At 72.5% G+C, this 15,255-nt stretch carries 15 protein-coding genes; 14 read left to right on the plus strand and 1 reads right to left on the minus strand.

The window, feature by feature from the left end; all coding sequences use genetic code 11:
- Positions 1–8 precede the first annotated feature (8 nt).
- Positions 9–725, minus strand: a complete 717-nt coding sequence (locus ABZ806_RS33475; RefSeq protein WP_500221455.1) for a hypothetical protein — start codon at positions 723–725, stop codon at positions 9–11.
- A gap of 463 nt (positions 726–1,188) precedes the next feature.
- On the opposite strand from ABZ806_RS33475, the gene ABZ806_RS33480 reads away from it, so the two are divergent.
- From ABZ806_RS33480 to ABZ806_RS33545, 14 genes are all read left to right on the plus strand, one after another.
- Positions 1,189–2,238 (plus strand): sulfotransferase family protein, encoded by a 1,050-nt coding sequence (locus tag ABZ806_RS33480; protein WP_500221456.1) that lies wholly within the window; start codon positions 1,189–1,191, stop codon positions 2,236–2,238.
- Between the two features lie 453 nt (positions 2,239–2,691).
- Positions 2,692–2,949, plus strand: a complete 258-nt coding sequence (locus tag ABZ806_RS33485) for an acyl carrier protein (RefSeq protein WP_203597414.1) — start codon at positions 2,692–2,694, stop codon at positions 2,947–2,949.
- Positions 2,950–2,978: 29 nt separating this feature from the next.
- On the plus strand, positions 2,979–3,572 hold the full coding sequence (locus ABZ806_RS33490; RefSeq protein ID WP_500221457.1) for an SGNH/GDSL hydrolase family protein: 594 nt from the start codon (positions 2,979–2,981) through the stop codon (positions 3,570–3,572).
- Positions 3,573–3,611: 39 nt separating this feature from the next.
- Positions 3,612–4,511, plus strand: coding sequence for an SGNH/GDSL hydrolase family protein (locus tag ABZ806_RS33495; protein ID WP_500221458.1), 900 nt, complete (start codon positions 3,612–3,614; stop codon positions 4,509–4,511).
- Positions 4,512–4,557: 46 nt separating this feature from the next.
- The gene (locus tag ABZ806_RS33500) at positions 4,558–5,049 is read left to right on the plus strand and encodes a nuclear transport factor 2 family protein (RefSeq protein ID WP_500221459.1); all 492 of its coding nucleotides are present in this window, start codon (positions 4,558–4,560) and stop codon (positions 5,047–5,049) included.
- A gap of 73 nt (positions 5,050–5,122) precedes the next feature.
- Positions 5,123–6,988, plus strand: a complete 1,866-nt coding sequence (locus ABZ806_RS33505) for an acyl-CoA dehydrogenase family protein (protein WP_500221460.1) — start codon at positions 5,123–5,125, stop codon at positions 6,986–6,988.
- A gap of 6 nt (positions 6,989–6,994) precedes the next feature.
- A complete protein-coding gene (locus ABZ806_RS33510) occupies positions 6,995–8,803 on the plus strand; it encodes a fatty acyl-AMP ligase (RefSeq protein WP_500221461.1) in 1,809 nt (602 codons plus the stop codon).
- A gap of 141 nt (positions 8,804–8,944) precedes the next feature.
- Positions 8,945–9,526 carry a PadR family transcriptional regulator gene (locus ABZ806_RS33515; protein ID WP_500221462.1) on the plus strand — a complete coding sequence of 194 codons (582 nt, stop codon included), beginning with the start codon at positions 8,945–8,947 and terminating at the stop codon, positions 9,524–9,526.
- A gap of 129 nt (positions 9,527–9,655) precedes the next feature.
- Positions 9,656–10,237 (plus strand): ATP-binding protein, encoded by a 582-nt coding sequence (locus ABZ806_RS33520; RefSeq protein ID WP_500221463.1) that lies wholly within the window; start codon positions 9,656–9,658, stop codon positions 10,235–10,237.
- Positions 10,238–10,279: 42 nt separating this feature from the next.
- Positions 10,280–10,645: a hypothetical protein gene (locus ABZ806_RS33525; RefSeq protein ID WP_500221464.1), complete on the plus strand. Its 366-nt coding sequence runs from the start codon at positions 10,280–10,282 to the stop codon at positions 10,643–10,645.
- A 100-nt stretch (positions 10,646–10,745) separates the two neighbouring features.
- Entirely contained in the window at positions 10,746–13,652 is a 2,907-nt protein-coding gene (locus tag ABZ806_RS33530) for a sensor histidine kinase (protein ID WP_500221465.1), read from the plus strand.
- A complete protein-coding gene (locus ABZ806_RS33535; protein ID WP_500221466.1) occupies positions 13,649–14,068 on the plus strand; it encodes a roadblock/LC7 domain-containing protein in 420 nt (139 codons plus the stop codon). Before ABZ806_RS33530 ends, ABZ806_RS33535 begins: the two co-directional genes overlap by 4 nt.
- Positions 14,069–14,074: 6 nt before the next feature.
- The gene (locus tag ABZ806_RS33540) at positions 14,075–14,509 is read left to right on the plus strand and encodes a DUF742 domain-containing protein (protein WP_500221467.1); all 435 of its coding nucleotides are present in this window, start codon (positions 14,075–14,077) and stop codon (positions 14,507–14,509) included.
- Positions 14,490–15,176: a GTP-binding protein gene (locus ABZ806_RS33545; protein ID WP_500221468.1), complete on the plus strand. Its 687-nt coding sequence runs from the start codon at positions 14,490–14,492 to the stop codon at positions 15,174–15,176. The genes ABZ806_RS33540 and ABZ806_RS33545 overlap by 20 nt, the downstream gene beginning before the upstream one ends.
- Positions 15,177–15,255 lie beyond the last annotated feature (79 nt).

Raw genomic sequence — 15,255 nt, forward strand, 5'->3', positions numbered from 1 at the left:
GCGGGGAGTCAGCCGGTCCGGTGGCCTTCGGCCAGGTCGGACGCGGTGTCGTGCGGCATGACCCAGAAGAACTGGCCGTCCGGGTCGAAGTCGAAGATGAGTGCGGCGCTGCCCGCGGTCAGGCCCGCCGCCGGGCCCGCGCCGCCGGCCGCCGGGCCCGCCACGGGCACGTCCATCGCGGGCCGCCGGACCTGGACGATCGCGGACGACCCGTCCGGCGCGGTGACCTCCGCCTGGCCGAAGTCCGGCCCGACCCGGCCCGTCCGGATCACGCACGGCAGCCCGACGAAGTCGCGCAGCGACGCCGCGACCTGCTCCTGGAACACGCGGCGCAGCGGCAGCACGGCGAGGCGGGTTCCGGCCCAGGCCGCCACCAGCGCCCCGGACAGGCCGAGCAGGCGCAGCGCGACGCCGCCGGTCAGCGCGGACGCCGCCAGGCTCACGAACCACGCGATCGCGATCAGCAGGGAGAGGACGACCGTGGCGGGGACGCCGCCGAGGCCCAGCATCGCGAGGCGTTCGGCGACGAGCCCGTCCCCGCCCCCGTCGCCGCCCTCCGCGTCGGCGCCGGCACCGGCCCCCGTATCGGCATCGGTGCCGGCGCCGAGGAGGTCGACGCCCAGGCCGCCGAGCAGGACGAGCGTCCAGTACCCGGCGACGACCAGGAGGGAGAAACTGAAAAGAGCGGTGGGAAAACCGAACGCGGCGTCGAAGAATTCACCCATGAAAATGCACGCTTCCGCATCGAGACGTCATTGAGCACTCGGGCCGCCGAAAACGGCGATCCGGTACTGAGAAAGGATTCGCTGAGCGGGAAAGGGGTCGTGCTCAGATATCTGGGAAGGCGTGCGCCCAGGTGATGTGACTCAGGTCATACGGCCTGGCGTCCTGGGGGCGGGCTCGGCGCGGCTGAGCCGGCGCAACGAGAAAGTGCCGGGGAGTCATTCATACCCTCCAGGTCGGAGACAGATCCTGCCTCGCCGACCAGACTTCCCGGCACACCGGTAGTTACTTTAGCTTATTTCTTGCTCGAAGGGAAGTCTTTAAGCGGCGGATGGGCGGATACAGGTCGTTGACCGTGCCATTCACCGCAAATACGGCGAAGCCTCCGGTGGCCGGGCGGACGTTCAGGGAGCGTTGAGGTCCGCTGGAGCTTCGGCTCAGGAGCGGTCACTACCGTCGCCCGCCATGACCCCGCCAGCCACCTTCCCACCTGCGGCGACGCAGCAGCCCTGCCGGCCGATCTTCGTTCTCGGGTGCCCGCGCTCGGGGACCACGCTGCTCCAGCAGATGCTGCATTCGCACCGGCGCATCGCGTTCCCGTCCGAGACCCGGTTCGTGCACGTCTCCTACGCGCTGCGGCAGGAGTTCGGCGATCTGGAGCAGGAGCGGAACCGGCGTGCGCTCGCCGAATGGATCACGGGCGGCAAGGACACCAAGTTCGCCGTCCTCGGCCTGGACCCCGCCGGCGTGGTCGAGGAGATCGTCCAGGGGCCGCCGACGCTCGGGTCGGCGCTCGCCGCCGTCTTCCGCGCCTACGCGCGGGCGCACGGCAAGCCGCGGTGGGGCGACAAGCGGCCGAGCTACTTCCGCCGGGTCCCGATGCTCCAGCGGATGTTCCCGGACGCGCAGTTCGTCCATCTCGTCCGGGACGGCCGGGACGCGGTGAGCTCGCTGACGCGGATGCCCTGGTTCAAGGGCGACCTCTACGCCGCCGCGCTCACCTGGCGGGAGGCGGTCGACACCGGGCGGCGCCTCGGTGCCCGCCTCGGCCCGGACGCCTTCTACGAGTTCCGCTACGAGGACCTCGTCGCCGAGCCGGAGGACGAGCTGGTGAAGCTGTGCGCGTTCCTCGGCGAGGAGTACGACGCCGAGATGACCAAGGCGTACCAGCACGCCCGCAAGACCGTGCCGGCCCGGCGCACCTGGCATCTGCGCACCCACGAGGCGCCCAACACGAGCGTGGTCGGGGCATGGCGGGAGCGCTTCGACGACGCGGAGGCGGACCTGGTCGAGCACGTCCTCGCCGACCGGCTGCGCCACCACGGCTACGAGCTGACCGGGGTGCCGCGCCCCGCCGCCGCGGAGCTCGCGAAGTTCCACCGGCTCGCCGCGCACCGCTGGCGGACGCGGCATTCGCACGCGGTGCGCGAGCGGGTCGCGCGGAGCCGCGAGCCCAACCCCGTCGACTCCCGCCTGACCGGACCGGTGCCGGTGACCGGACGGTCTGAGGACTGACGCGCAGGAGACAGGTGACTCTGTCTCCAGGGCAAGGAGTACCGGGCTCGACCGCGCTGGGGGATTCTGGGCGGTTGTCCGAAATTCTCATGGAACGTGCCGGGCCGGCCGGGGTCCGCGCCCGGCCCGCCGCCGCGCGGCTGCTGGGGAACGACGCAGGTGGCGTGCCGCGGGACGGCGCGCGGGGGAGAAGCGGACCGCTGGGACGGACGGGGACAGCGTTTTCCGATCATGGTCCGCTGGGTCCCTTAACGGCGCGGTTACCGGCCGGTAGGGCGAGCGCCGATTTACCGGCCCGCTGACTTAATTTACGGAACAGAGACATGGTCGTGTCCGATCGTTCACCCGGCCCCTTGAGGACACATCAAGCGTTTGGTTGTATCTTGCGTGTTGCTCGTCACCCAATACCTATCGCGATTGATTCGACGATCCTCTGGGATAAGGAGGAGTTCGGTGACCACATCGGAAACAATTTCCCACGACGAGCTGCAATCGTGGCTTCTTGACAGGATCGCCTTCTACCTCGACAGGCCCCCGGAAAACATCGATCCGTCGGTCGAACTCGCCCGCTACGGGGTGGACTCGGTCTATGCGATCAGCATCATCAGCGACATCGAGGACCACCTCCAGGTCGAGGTCGACGTGGCCGAGGCCCGGCGCCGCGAGACCGTGACCGCACTCACCGACTACCTGCTCGAACTCGTCGCGTGATGGGCGGCCGGCCCGGGGACGGTCCCCTGATGGTGGTCCTCGGCGACAGCGTGGCCGAGGGCCAGGCCGACCCCGACCCGGCCGGCGGGTGGCTCGGCTGGGCCGGTCGCCTGGCCGCCCACCTGGGCATTCCTCGGGAATCGATGCTGAACGTCTCCGATCCCGGCGCGACGGTCGAGGACGTCGCCCGCGACCAGCTGCCGGCCGTCCGGCACCTGCGGCCGGCCCTGGTGGTGCTCGGCTGCGGCATGAACGACGCGCTGCGCGGGTTCGAGCGGCCGGCCGCGGCGGTGCGGCTGGACGAGCTGTTCGGCTGGGCCCGCGGGCGCGGCGCGGTGGTGGTGGCGATCCCGGTGCCGCGGCCGCCGCTGCTCGACCTGTCCCCGATCTCGCAGTTCCGCAAGAAACGGACCGTCCAGCGTATTCACGACTTCAACGCCGAGCTCGACCGCGTCTCCCGCGACTTCGGAATGTCTTTCCCGGAACAGCAGACGGTCGCGAAAGTCGCTGACCCCGCGATGTGGAGTTCCGACGGAATCCACCTGAACCCGAGAGGGCACGCATATGTGGCGGAGGTGATCGCGGAGATAGCGGGAAGCCTGCTCGGTGAGCGGGTGAGCTGAGCTGAGCCTCGGGGGCCGATCCAGCAGTGTGGGATGCAGATGAAGAGACCATTCGCGTTCGCGCGCGCGCCCCAGTCGATGATGCTGATTCCGCTGGCTCCCGTGCTGGCCGTCCAGGCGTGGCGGACCGTGCGCCGGACACCCCGGCTCGACCCCGCCGCCGGGGACGAGCACGGCTTCGTGCCGGGCCCGAACCCCGGCACCGGCCGTCCCGCGTACCGCGTCGTCGTGATCGGGGAGTCCACCGCGGTCGGCGTCGGCGCGTCCCGGCACGCCGAGGCCCTGCCGGGCTTCCTGGCCGAGGCGCTGCGCGACCGGCTGCGGCGCAGCGTGGCGTGGTCGGTCTCCGGTGAGAGCGGTGCGACGGCGCGCCGCATCACCGGCGGTCTCGTCCCGCCGGCGGGCGGCTCCGCGCCCGGCCTCGCGTCCGACCTCGAACCCGATCTCGTGGTCGTCACCGCAGGGATCAACGACCTGATCCGGCGCCGCCCGCTGCGCCGGTGGGCGGCCGACGCGGCCGGACTGGTCGGCGTCCTGCGCGGCCGGTATCCGCAGGCCACCGTGCTGGTGGCGGGCATGCCGCCGGTGCACCGGTTCCCCGCCGTCCCGCAGCCGCTCCGGTACCTGCTCGGCGCCCGCGCGCGGACCATGGACCGGATCATGCGGGACGCGGCGCGGGCGGGCGGGGCGGTCCACGCTCCCATGGACGAGGCGATGGCGCGCGACCGCGGGCTGTTCGCCTCCGACGGCTTCCACCCGTCGCCCGCCGGCTACCGGGCCTGGGCACGCGACCTCGCCCGCGCCGCCGCCCCGGCCGCCGTCCCGCCCGCAGCCCCGCCCGCCGTCCCGCCCGCCGCCGGTCCGCCGCCCGCCCGGGCACGGCCGGCCGCGAGCACGAGCACGCCCCCCGCCGGCACCGCCCCGCCCCGGAAGAACTGACACGTCGCACGGCAAGCGAGCACGGCAAGCGAAGGGAGCAGCTCGGATGACGGTTCCCGGAACGTTCCGATCGGCGGTGGAGGCCAAGGACCTCGCCGCCGTCACCCGCGCCCTGGATCCGGGCATCGAGTTCCGCAGCCCGGTGATGGTGAAGCCCTACCTCGGCCGCGACACCGTCGGCAGGCTGCTGGCGGTGCTGTTCGAGGTCTTCGAGGAGTTCCGCTACACCGACGACCTGGTGAGCCGCGCCCCGAACGGGGCCGGCCCGCCCACCCAGGCGCTGATCTTCGAGGCGCGGGTGCTGGGCAAGTCCGTCCAGGGGATGGACCTGCTCAGCTTCGGCGGCACCGGCCTCGTCACCGGCCTGACGGTCATGGTCCGCCCGCTGCCGGCGGCGATGACGCTCGCGCGGGCGGTCGGGCGCCGGATGGAGGACGCCGCGGACGGCGGCGAGGGGGACGCGCCCGGCCCCGGGGACACGGGCGGCTCGGGGGGAGCGGAGGAATCGGGGGGCCCGTCCGGCACGACGCGGTCATAGGCCGCGCTCCCCGGGGCGCGGCCGGACGGCGGGCCCCGGGGAGCCGACCGAGGAAAAGGGAGTGGAACAAGAGATGGACAGTAAGGTCCCCGCACACCCCATCGTCGCGGCCCCGGCGGCCGCGGACTCCGCACTCGCGGATCCCCCACCCGCCGCCCCACCCGCCGCCGTCCCGGACCCCGGGCCCGCGGGTCCGGCGCGCGGGAGGCGGCTGCTTTCGGGGCTGTCTCCGGCGCATCGGATCGCCGCCGACCTGGACGGGTATCTCGGCGATCCGATGGACGACGAGGCCGGGCCGTTCTCCTACAAGGCGATCGTGGAGGCCGAGGAGCGCGACGAGCTCCCGCCGGGCGCGGTGGACGCCGTCCGGGCGTGGGGCTTTCCGAAGTACCTGGTGCCGTGCCCGCTCGGCGGGCGGCTGTCGACGCTGGAGGAGCTGTTCTTCGTGACGCGCGGCATCTCGCGGCGCAGCGTCACGGTGGCGGTGATGTACGGGTCGGGGCTGCTCGCGGTGAACCCGGTGTGGCTGTGGGGCAGCGCGTGGCAGCGGAAGACGGTCGCCGACGGGGTGCTGCGCGGCGACCTGGCCTGCTTCGGCGTCTCGGAGGCCGACCACGGCAGCGACGTGATGGCGTCGGAGTCGGAGGCCGACCTGCAGGGCGACGAGCTGGTGCTGACGGGCGTGAAGTGGCCGGTCGGCAACGCCACCCGCGGCCGGTTCGTGACCACCTATGCCAAGACCGGCCCGCGCGACTTCTCCCTGATCCTGGTCGACAAGCGGGAACTGGACCCGGCCGCCTGGTCGACGCTGCCGCCCGTCCGGACGGTGGGGCTGCGCGGCCACGACCTGTCGGGCGTGGCGTTCTCGGGCGCGCGGGTGCCCGCCGACCGGGTGATCGGGCGGCGCGGGTCCGGGCTCGTCCAGACGCTGAAGACGCTGCAGATCACCCGGACCGCGATCGCGGCCCTGTCGGTCGGGACGATCGACGCGGTCGTGCGCATCGGGATGGAGTACTCGCGGCAGCGCACCCTCTACGGCTCGGACATCTACAAGATCCCCGTCATCCGCGACCACCTGCTGAAGGCCCATCTGGACCTGCTGATCGCCGAGTGCGTGGCGATCCCGGTGACGCGCTGCCTGACGGTGGCGCCGGGACGGCTCAGCCTGTGGTCGTCGATCGCGAAGTACTTCGTCCCCGTGCTGGGGGAGGAGGTCGTGGCGAGCATCGGGACGGTCCTCGCCGCGCGCGGCTACCTGCGCGAGGGCGTGGCGCACGGGGTGTTCCAGAAGCTCCAGCGCGACCACGCGATCGCGAGCATCTTCGAGGGCACCACGCACGTGAACCTGGCGAACGTCGCCGGCCAGCTCCCGTACCTGGTCGACCCGCCGGAGGAGACCGGCGGCGAGGACGAGCTGCTCGCCGAGCTGTTCTGCTGGACGCGGACCCCGCCCGCATGGGAACCGGACGGCCGCCGGCTCCAGCTCACCAACGAGGGCCGCGACGAGGTCGGGCAGCGTTTCGAGCAGATCGCCGAGGCGGTGCTGGAGGCGGCGAACGCGCATGCCGCGCCGGGCGTCGCGGCCGAGCTGAAGGACCTCATGTCCAGCATCGGCGGCCTGCGCGCCAAGGTCGAGCAGGGCATCAGGGCGGCCGAGGGCGACACCTCGTCGGTGGCCGCGCTCGCCCGCGCCAAGCGGTACAGCGAACTGCACGCGATGGTCTCCTGCATGCTGACGTGGCTGCACAACCGCCACGCGTTCGGCGGCCCGTTCGCCGACGGCCAGTGGCTCGCCCTGTGCCTGCAGCGGCTGCTCCAGCGCGCGCTGCCCGACGCCGTCCTGTCGGAGGAGTTCCTCCCGCCGCTGGAGGACGCGATGTTCCGCAGCTTCGACGAACGGCGCTGGTTCTCGCTGCTCTCCCTGGCCGAGGACGAGTGATAGGCCGTGTACACGGATTTCGTGTCGCTCGTCCGGGACAACATCCAGACGTACGGTGACGACCGCTCGTTCACCTTCATCAGCGAAGAGCCGGGACGCAAGTACAAGGAGAACGTGCTCGGCTTCGCCGAACTGGACCGCAAGGCCCGCGCGCTGGCCTGCCGCCTGGAGGCGCGGGGGCTGCGCGACAGGGCCGTCCTGCTGCTGTATCCGGAGGGGCTGGAGTTCATCACGGCGTTCCTCGGCTGCCTGTACGCGCGGGTCATCGCCGTACCGGCGCCGCTGCCCGACCTGGACGCCGGACGGTTCGGACGCACCCGCCGCATCATCGAGGACGCCGACATAGCGCTGATCCTCACCGACACCGCCCACCGGGCCACGCTCGACGCGTGGCTGCGGGCGGCGGGCCTGCGCCATCGCGTCCACTGCCTCGACACCCAGGCGGGCAAGGACGCCGATCCCGGCGACTGGACGCCGCCGCGGTTCGAGCCCGCCACCCTCGCGTTCCTGCAGTACACCTCGGGCTCGACCAGCGACCCGAAGGGCGTGATGGTCTGCCACGGCAACCTGCTGTGCAACGGCGAGGAGATCAAGCGCCGCATCGAGGGCTCACCGGACACCGTCGGCGTCGGCTGGGTGCCGCACTACCACGACATGGGCCTGGTCGGTCAGTTCCTCCAGCCGCTCTACCTCGGCTGCCGGTACGTGTTCACCTCGCCGATCACGTTCATCAAACGTCCGGTGCTGTGGCTGGAACTGATCACCCGTCACCGGGGCACGATCACCGTCGCGCCCAACTTCGGGTACGAGCTGGCCCTGCGCCGCGTAACCGACAAGCAGTTGGACGGCCTGGACCTGTCGTCGCTGACGGTCGCCAAGAACGGCGCGGAACCCGTCCGGGCGTCGACGCTGGAGGCGCTGACCGAGCGGTTCGGCCCGGTCGGGTTCCGGCCCGGGATGTGGATGCCGTGCTACGGGATGGCCGAGACGACGCTGCTCATCACCGGTGCCCCGCGCGGCACCGGACCGGTGGTCCGCGACTTCGACGCCGAGGCGCTCACCAAGGACGAGGCCGTCCCCCGCCCGAGTCCGGCCGGCACGGGCGGGGAGGGCAGGAGTCCCGAGGGCATGCGGCGGCTCGTCAGCAGCGGGCGCCCCGTCACCCTGGACGTGCGGATCGTCGACCCGGAGACGCGCGCCGAACGCCCGGAGGGGCGGGTCGGCGAGATATGGGTCCGCGGCGGAAGCGTCGCGCGGGGCTATTGGGGCAGTCCGGAAGAAAGCCGAACGACTTTCGGTGCCCGCACCATTGCCGATGACGGTCCGTATCTGCGCACCGGTGATCTTGGATTCGTCCTCGCCGGCGAACTCTTCGTCACCGGGAGGATCAAGGACCTGATCATCGTCAACGGCCGCAATATCCACGCCCACGACATCGAGGAGGCGGCGCGCGGGGCCCATCCGGCCGCGCTGATCGGCGCCGCGTTCGCGATCGACGGCGCCATCGACGCCGATGTCGGCGGCGGCCTGGACGGCGGCCGGGAGCATGTCGTCCTCGTCCAGGAGATCAGTACCCGGGCGGCCGCCGGAACGCCCCTGGACGAGCTGGCGGCCCTCATCAAGGCCCGCGTGGCACGGGCGTTCGAGCTGCCCGCGGTGAGCGTCGTGCTCGCCGCGCGCGGCACCGTGCGGCGCACCACGAGCGGGAAGATGCAGCGCCGGCTCACCCGCGAGGCGTTCCTCGCCGGAGAGATCACCGCACTCGCCGATGATCTCGAATCGGACGTCGCGGACCTCCGGCGGGCACCCGCATGAATCCCGCGCGCGGGCCCGTGACGTGCCATTTCGAAGATCCCAAAATTACCGCTGACCAATCCTAGTCAAAAGCATGACTAATCATGTCTTTGTCTGCTAACGTCGGTCGCAACCCTGAGTCAAGGCGGGGAGAGAAGGCCGATGGCGCTACGTCACGCGGTGCTGGCGGCGCTGCTCGATGGCGAGTACAGCGGCTACCAGCTGGCCAAGATCTTCGATTTGTCGGTCTCCAACTTCTGGCATGCCGTACCGCAGCAGCTCTACTCGGAGCTGTCGAGGTTGGAGACGGAGGGCCTGATCCGCGGACGGCAGATCATCCAGCACGACCGCCCCAACAAGCGGGTGTACACGGTCACCCGGGCCGGCGTCGACGAACTCGAGCGGTTCGCCGTCACGCCCGCCAAACCCGGGATCATCCGGGAGAACCTGCTCGTGATGGTCCAGGCAGTGGACCACATCTGCGCGGAGTCCGTCATCGCGCAACTCGAGGACCGGGCGGTCGCCGCCGCGGCCAAGGTCGAGGTCTTCGAGCACACCCTCAAGCACCTGCGCGGCGACCTCGACGAGGACACGTTCCTGCGGACCGGCTCTCCGCTCGGCCCGTACCTCACGTGCCTGCGGGGCCGCCGCTTCGAGCAGGAGAACTACGAGTGGTTCACCAGCACCGCCCGGCTGCTGCGCAGCCGGACGGGCACCCAGGCCGAGGAGGACGAGGCGTCATGACGGCCATCATGCCGCCCGCGGCCCCCTCGAACACGGCGCCACCCGCGCCGACCCCTCACGCCCACCCCAGCCCAGCACCCCGGCGGGGCTGGACCCGGGCGACACGCCTTAGTCAAGGAGGCGTTCACCATGTCGGGCGAACACCACACCATCGAACTCCCTAGCAGCCCACTCCCCAACACCGCACTGGCCGACGACGCCCTGCCCGCCGACCTGCCCACCGACGCCCTGGCCGCCGACGCCCTGGCCGGCGACATGGTCGCCACCGCGGCGCACGGCCTGCCGGCGATCGACGAACCGCCCCCGCTGCTGCTGGGCGAGCTGACGCTGCCCGCGGAACGGGAGTCCGTGCCCCGGGCCCGGCGGTTCAGCCGGTCCGTCACCCTCGCCTCCGGCATCGCGCACCTCCGCGACGACGCCGAGGTCCTGGTCTCCGAGCTGGTCACCAACGCCGTCCGGCACGCGACGGTGTCGGGCGCCGCGCTCCGCCTGCGGCTGCTGCGCGCCGGCACCCGGCTCCGCATCGAGGTCCACGACCAGGGCACCGGGGTCCCCCGGCCGCGCCGGGTCGACCTCATGGAGGAGACGGGGCGGGGCTGGTTCCTCGTCGCGGTCATGGCCGACCGGCACGGCACCGACCACACGCCGTCCGGCAAGTCGGTGTGGTGCGAAGTGCGCGCCTGGCCGCGGGACGAGCATCCCGGTCACTGAGCATCCCGTTCGCAGACCCCCGGTTCGGCGAATGGAAGTGCCATGTCCGAGAACACGCACGTCTCCGTCGGCTACTACCGGTCGGACGGGAGCCCCGCCACGGCCGAGGAGGCCCAGCGGCTGCTGCTCGACGTGCGGGGACGCCTGCTCGCGCAGGACGTCATCCGCGTCGGCGCCGTCGTCGTGGTCGTCTCGACCTGGTTCACGGTGGTCGACCTCGGCATCGCGGCGAACGGACGGCCGCTGCTGTGGCAGACGATCGTGTCCGACCTCTCGATGCACGCCGACATCGGCCAGTACACCTCGCGGGACAAGGCCGCGCGCGGCCACGCGCAGGCCGTCGCCATGATCTCCGGCAGGCTGCGCGGGCTGGTCGCCCGCGCGGCACTGGACGAGGTGCGTCCCTGAGGCAGGAGCCCTGAGCCACGAGCCCGCCACCCCGCCCCCGCAATCCCCCCACGACACGGGCCGCGATCCCGGCCCGCCCTCGGCATGAGGTTGTGATCTGATGGCCTCGAAGGCACCCCGCGACGACGTCCCCGGCGGCAAGGTCCGCCGGCGACGTCCCATCCGCCTGCGGATCACGGCGCTGCTGCTGGTCCCGCTGGTGTCGCTCATCACCCTGTGGGCGTTCGCCGCGAACATCACGCTCGGCGACGCGTTCGACAAGTACGACTTCTCGACGACGTACGAGAAGATGGGCCTGCCCGGCCTCTACCTGGTGAACCAGCTCCAGGCGGAACGTTCCCTGAGCGTCGTCGCGCTCGTCTCCGGAGACGCCAAGGCCAAGCAGAAGCTCGGCGGGCAGCGCGCCCGGGTCAGCGCCGTCGAGAAGTCGTTCCGCGGGACCGCGCTGTCGCCCGACGCGCAGGACGCGGCGCAGCCCGAGACCAAGCAGCGGCTCGCCGAGGCGATCACGGCCCTCGACCGGCTGCCGCAGCTGCGCGGCAAGGTCGACTCCGGGCAGGTCGCCCCGCTGGACGTCATCAACTCCTACAGCACGATGCTCGACCAGGTCATCAAGGTCTTCGACGGCCTGGTGACGGTCAACGACGTCGCGATCCTCACCCAGGGCCGCGCGCTGATCGGCATCGGCAACGCCCGCGCCTACATGCTGCGCGAGGACTCCCTCGTCACCGCCGCGATGGCGCGCAAGGGCCGGCTCACCCCGGCCGAGCACACCGCGTTCGTCCAGTGGGCGGCGGAGGGGCGGCAGGAGTTCGAGGCCGGGCTCGCCGACCTCAACGACCAGATCCGCGGGCCGCTGCAGCAGCTCGCCGCGAGCGACCAGTTCAAGCGGTACCGCACCGCCGAGGCCGCGATCGTGAACGCGCGCGGCGACCGGCTGCCGGCCGAGGCGGCCGACTGGCAGGCCACCACCCAGCTGCTGTCGCAGGCGTGGGGGCAGAAGGTCCAGCAGGCGAGCCTCGCGCTGAACGAGCTGGCCAAGCCGATCGGCGAGCGGATCGTCATGCGGCTCGTCCTGGCCGGCGGGTTCGGGCTGCTCGCGGTCATCGCGTCGATCGTGCTGTCTCTGCTCGCGGCGCGCAGCCTGTCCCGCGAGCTGCGCGGGCTGCAGCGCGCCGCGCTGAACCTCGCCGAGGACCGGCTGCCCGGCGTCGTCGCCCGGCTGCGGCGCGGTGAGGAGGTCGACGTGGACGCCGAGGCGCCGCCGCTCGTCATCGGCAAGACCAAGGAGGTCGCGCGCGTCGGCGACGCGTTCACGAAGGTGCAGCACACCGCGATCGACACCGCCGTCCGCGAGTCGTACCTGCGGCAGGGCATCAGCCGCGTGTTCCTCAACGTGGCCTGGCGCAGCCAGTCGCTGCTGCACCGCCAGCTCCGCATGCTGGACGAGATGGAGCGCGGCGCGTCCGACCCGAAGGCGCTGGAGGACCTGTTCCGGCTCGACCACCTCACCACCCGCATGCGCCGGCACGCCGAGGGCCTGGTCATCCTGTCCGGGACGTCCCCGGGCCGCGGCTGGAGCCGGCCGGTGCACGTCGAGGACGTGCTGCGCGCCGCGGTCGCCGAGGTCGAGGACTACACGCGCGTCGAGGTCGTCGTCATGTCCGGGCAGGCCGCGCTGATCGGCGAGGCCGTCGCCGACATCATCCACCTGCTCGCCGAGCTGATCGAGAACGCCACCGTGTTCTCGCCCGCGCCGACCGAGGTGCTGGTGCGCGGCGAGATGGGCGCCAACGGGTTCGCGGTGGACGTCATCGACCGCGGCATCGGGCTCGACCAGTCCGAGCTGGACGCGCTCAACCTGCGGCTGTCGCGGCCCCCCGAGTTCGACCTGGCCGTCACCGACCGGCTCGGCCTGTTCGTCGTCTCCCGGCTCGCCGGGCGGCACGGCATCCGGGTCGCCCTCCAGCCGTCGCTGTACGGGGGCGTCAGCGCCGTCGTGCTGATCCCGCGCGAGCTGATCGTGGACGTCGAGCAGCCCGAGGACGAGGGCGGCGCCGCCGGTGCCGCCGGTGCGTCCGGCGGGGACGTGCCGGTCGCCGGGCCCGTCCGGCAGAACGGGCACGCGGCGGCCAACGGCTCGACCCGCCAGTGGCCCACGCCGTCGGCGCCGTCGTCCACGGCGATGCTGAACGCGCCGGTGTACGACACCGTCCAGGACGCCCCGCCCGCCCACGACCCGGCCCAGCCCTACGAGACGGCGCAGCCCTACGAGACCGGGCCACCGTACGAAGGCACGTCCTCGTACGACAGCGCGCAGCCGTACGAGACCACGCCGCCGTACGAGACCGCGCCGCCGCACGACGGTGCGCCGCCGTACGAGACCGCGGCGCCCGATACGCCGGCGTCCCAGGAGGAGCGGCCGGACCACGACGCGACGGTGGGGTTCGGCACGTACGACGGAACCGAGACCCCGACGCCGTACGGCGCCCCACCGTCGCACGGGGCGCAGCCCGGACCGCCGCCCGCGTTCGACGCGACGCGCCCGTTCCAGGCCGCGGGCCCGCGCATCCCCGCCTACGGCCGCGACCCCTACACCGACCCGGGCCGCTACGAGGCGCCCACCTCGTTCGGCGAGGGCCGGCCCTTCGGGCAGGCCCGGCCGTTCGGCCAGGCGCAGTCGCTCGGTGAGGCCCAGCCGTTCGGGCAGACGCAGTCGTTCGGGCAGGCGCAGTCGTTCGGCGAGGTGCAGGCCCGCACCGGGAACGGCGGGCGCGCCCCGCTGCCGCGCCGGGTGCGGGGCGGCAACCTGGCGCCGCAGCTGCGTGCCCCGGACGCCCTCGACGACGAGCCCCTCCCGGCGGCGCCCCCGGAGGACGCGCTCGCCGGGTGGGAGGAGCGCTCGGCGGAGGCGTCCCGTGACCTGTTCGCCTCCCTGCAGGCCGGCTGGCTGCGGGGCAGGGACGAGGACGAAGGACCGGCCGACGGCATGGAGGGAAGAACATGACCCAGCAGGGAGTCGCGGCCGAACTGAGCTTCCTCCTCGACGATCTCGTCGACCGGGTTCCGCAGATCCGCAAGGTCGTGGTGCTGTCCCGGGACGGGCTCGTGATGGGCAAGTCGCGCGGCGTCGGCCGCGAGGACGCCGAGTACCTCGCGGCCCTCGCCGCGGGGTTCCACAGCCTCGCGAACGGCGCGCGGCCGCAGCTGGAGTCCGGCGAGATCCGGCAGACCCTGATCGAGATGGACCAGGGCCTGTTCTTCGTGGTGCCCGCCGGCGCCAACAGCTGCCTGGCGCTGCTCAGCGAGGTCGGCGCCAACGCGGGCCTCGTCGCCTACGAGATGACGATGCTGGTCAAGCGCGTCGGCCGGCAGCTGTCCACCGGGATCAGGCAGAGCGCCGCCGGCCCCGGACCCAGGTGACCCGCCATGGACCCCAGTGACGTGCCCGGTGCTCCCCGGGGTCCCGGCCGGGAACGGTGGCTCGACGCCGCCGCCGGGCCCATCGTCCGCCCCTACGCGGTGACGCGCGGCCGGACCCGGCCGGCCGGCGAGCCGCTCGACATCGTGGCGATCCTCGTCGCGACCGGGCGGCCGCCGGCCGAGCCGGGCCGGCTGTCGCGCCACCAGCGGCGGCTGCTCGCGCTGTGCCGCCGCCCGCACGCCCTCGCCGACCTCGCCTCGGACCTCGGCCTGCCGCTCGGCGTGATCCGGGTGCTGGCCGGCGACCTGATCGAGTCGGGCCTCGTGGACGTCCAGCGGTGGTCCACGCCGGCCACGCCGGCCGGGCGGCCCGCCATGATCCAGCCGCATACCGACCAGAACCTGCTCAGGATGGTGCTCGATGAACTCCGTGCACTCTAAATCCGACGAAGTCGGCCCGGGGGCCGCGGGGGGTCGTCCCCCCTCGGGCGACCGCGTCCCCCCGCCCGCGCCCGACGATGCCGACGACCGGGAGGACGGGCCCCGCGTCGCCCTGAAGATCCTCGTCGCCGGCGGGTTCGGTGTCGGGAAGACGACCATGGTCGGCGCGGTCAGCGAGATCCGGCCGCTGCGCACCGAGGAGGCGCTGACCGACGTGAGCGTCGGCGTCGACGACCTCGACGGCGTCGCCGCCAAGACCACCACGACCGTGGCGATGGACTTCGGCCGCATCACGCTGCGCGACGGCGTCGCGATCTACCTGTTCGGGACGCCGGGCCAGGAGCGGTTCTGGTTCATGTGGAACGAGTTGTCGCGCGGCGCGCTCGGCGCGGTCGTGCTCGCCGACACGCGGCGGCTGATGGCGAGCTTCGCCTCGATCGACTACTTCGAGCGCAAGGGCACGCCGTTCGTCGTCGCGGTCAACTGCTTCGACGACGCCGACCGCTACGACCCGCCGGAGATCCGGACGGCCCTGGACATCGACCCGCACGTCCCGGTGCTGCTGTGCGACGCGCGCCGGACGGGGTCGGCGAAGGAGGTCCTGGTGTCACTGGTGGAGCACGCCCTACGCCTGGCAGGCGGCGCAAGCCCCCGCCGAGCCGGCTGACCCGCCCCGCCCGCCCCCACCCCCTTGTTGATCTGCGGCGTGTTGTTGTTATCCGGCCCGCCATAACAACAACACGCCG

It is taken from the genome of Spirillospora sp. NPDC047418 (genome assembly GCF_040643275.1).
In the GTDB taxonomy this organism is placed as follows: Bacteria; Actinomycetota; Actinomycetes; order Streptosporangiales; family Streptosporangiaceae; genus Spirillospora.

Bases quoted from the DNA above. Each gene is read 5' to 3' on its own strand.
- ABZ806_RS33475 (WP_500221455.1), bottom strand. From the start codon at position 725: ATGGGTGAATTCTTCGACGCCGCGTTCGGTTTTCCCACCGCTCTTTTC.
- ABZ806_RS33480 (WP_500221456.1), top strand. From the start codon at position 1,189: ATGACCCCGCCAGCCACCTTCCCACCTGCGGCGACGCAGCAGCCCTGC.
- ABZ806_RS33490 (WP_500221457.1), top strand. From the start codon at position 2,979: ATGGTGGTCCTCGGCGACAGCGTGGCCGAGGGCCAGGCCGACCCCGAC.
- ABZ806_RS33495 (WP_500221458.1), top strand. From the start codon at position 3,612: ATGAAGAGACCATTCGCGTTCGCGCGCGCGCCCCAGTCGATGATGCTG.
- ABZ806_RS33500 (WP_500221459.1), top strand. From the start codon at position 4,558: ATGACGGTTCCCGGAACGTTCCGATCGGCGGTGGAGGCCAAGGACCTC.
- ABZ806_RS33505 (WP_500221460.1), top strand. From the start codon at position 5,123: ATGGACAGTAAGGTCCCCGCACACCCCATCGTCGCGGCCCCGGCGGCC.
- ABZ806_RS33515 (WP_500221462.1), top strand. From the start codon at position 8,945: ATGGCGCTACGTCACGCGGTGCTGGCGGCGCTGCTCGATGGCGAGTAC.
- ABZ806_RS33520 (WP_500221463.1), top strand. From the start codon at position 9,656: ATGTCGGGCGAACACCACACCATCGAACTCCCTAGCAGCCCACTCCCC.
- ABZ806_RS33525 (WP_500221464.1), top strand. From the start codon at position 10,280: ATGTCCGAGAACACGCACGTCTCCGTCGGCTACTACCGGTCGGACGGG.
- ABZ806_RS33530 (WP_500221465.1), top strand. From the start codon at position 10,746: ATGGCCTCGAAGGCACCCCGCGACGACGTCCCCGGCGGCAAGGTCCGC.
- ABZ806_RS33535 (WP_500221466.1), top strand. From the start codon at position 13,649: ATGACCCAGCAGGGAGTCGCGGCCGAACTGAGCTTCCTCCTCGACGAT.
- ABZ806_RS33540 (WP_500221467.1), top strand. From the start codon at position 14,075: ATGGACCCCAGTGACGTGCCCGGTGCTCCCCGGGGTCCCGGCCGGGAA.
- ABZ806_RS33545 (WP_500221468.1), top strand. From the start codon at position 14,490: ATGAACTCCGTGCACTCTAAATCCGACGAAGTCGGCCCGGGGGCCGCG.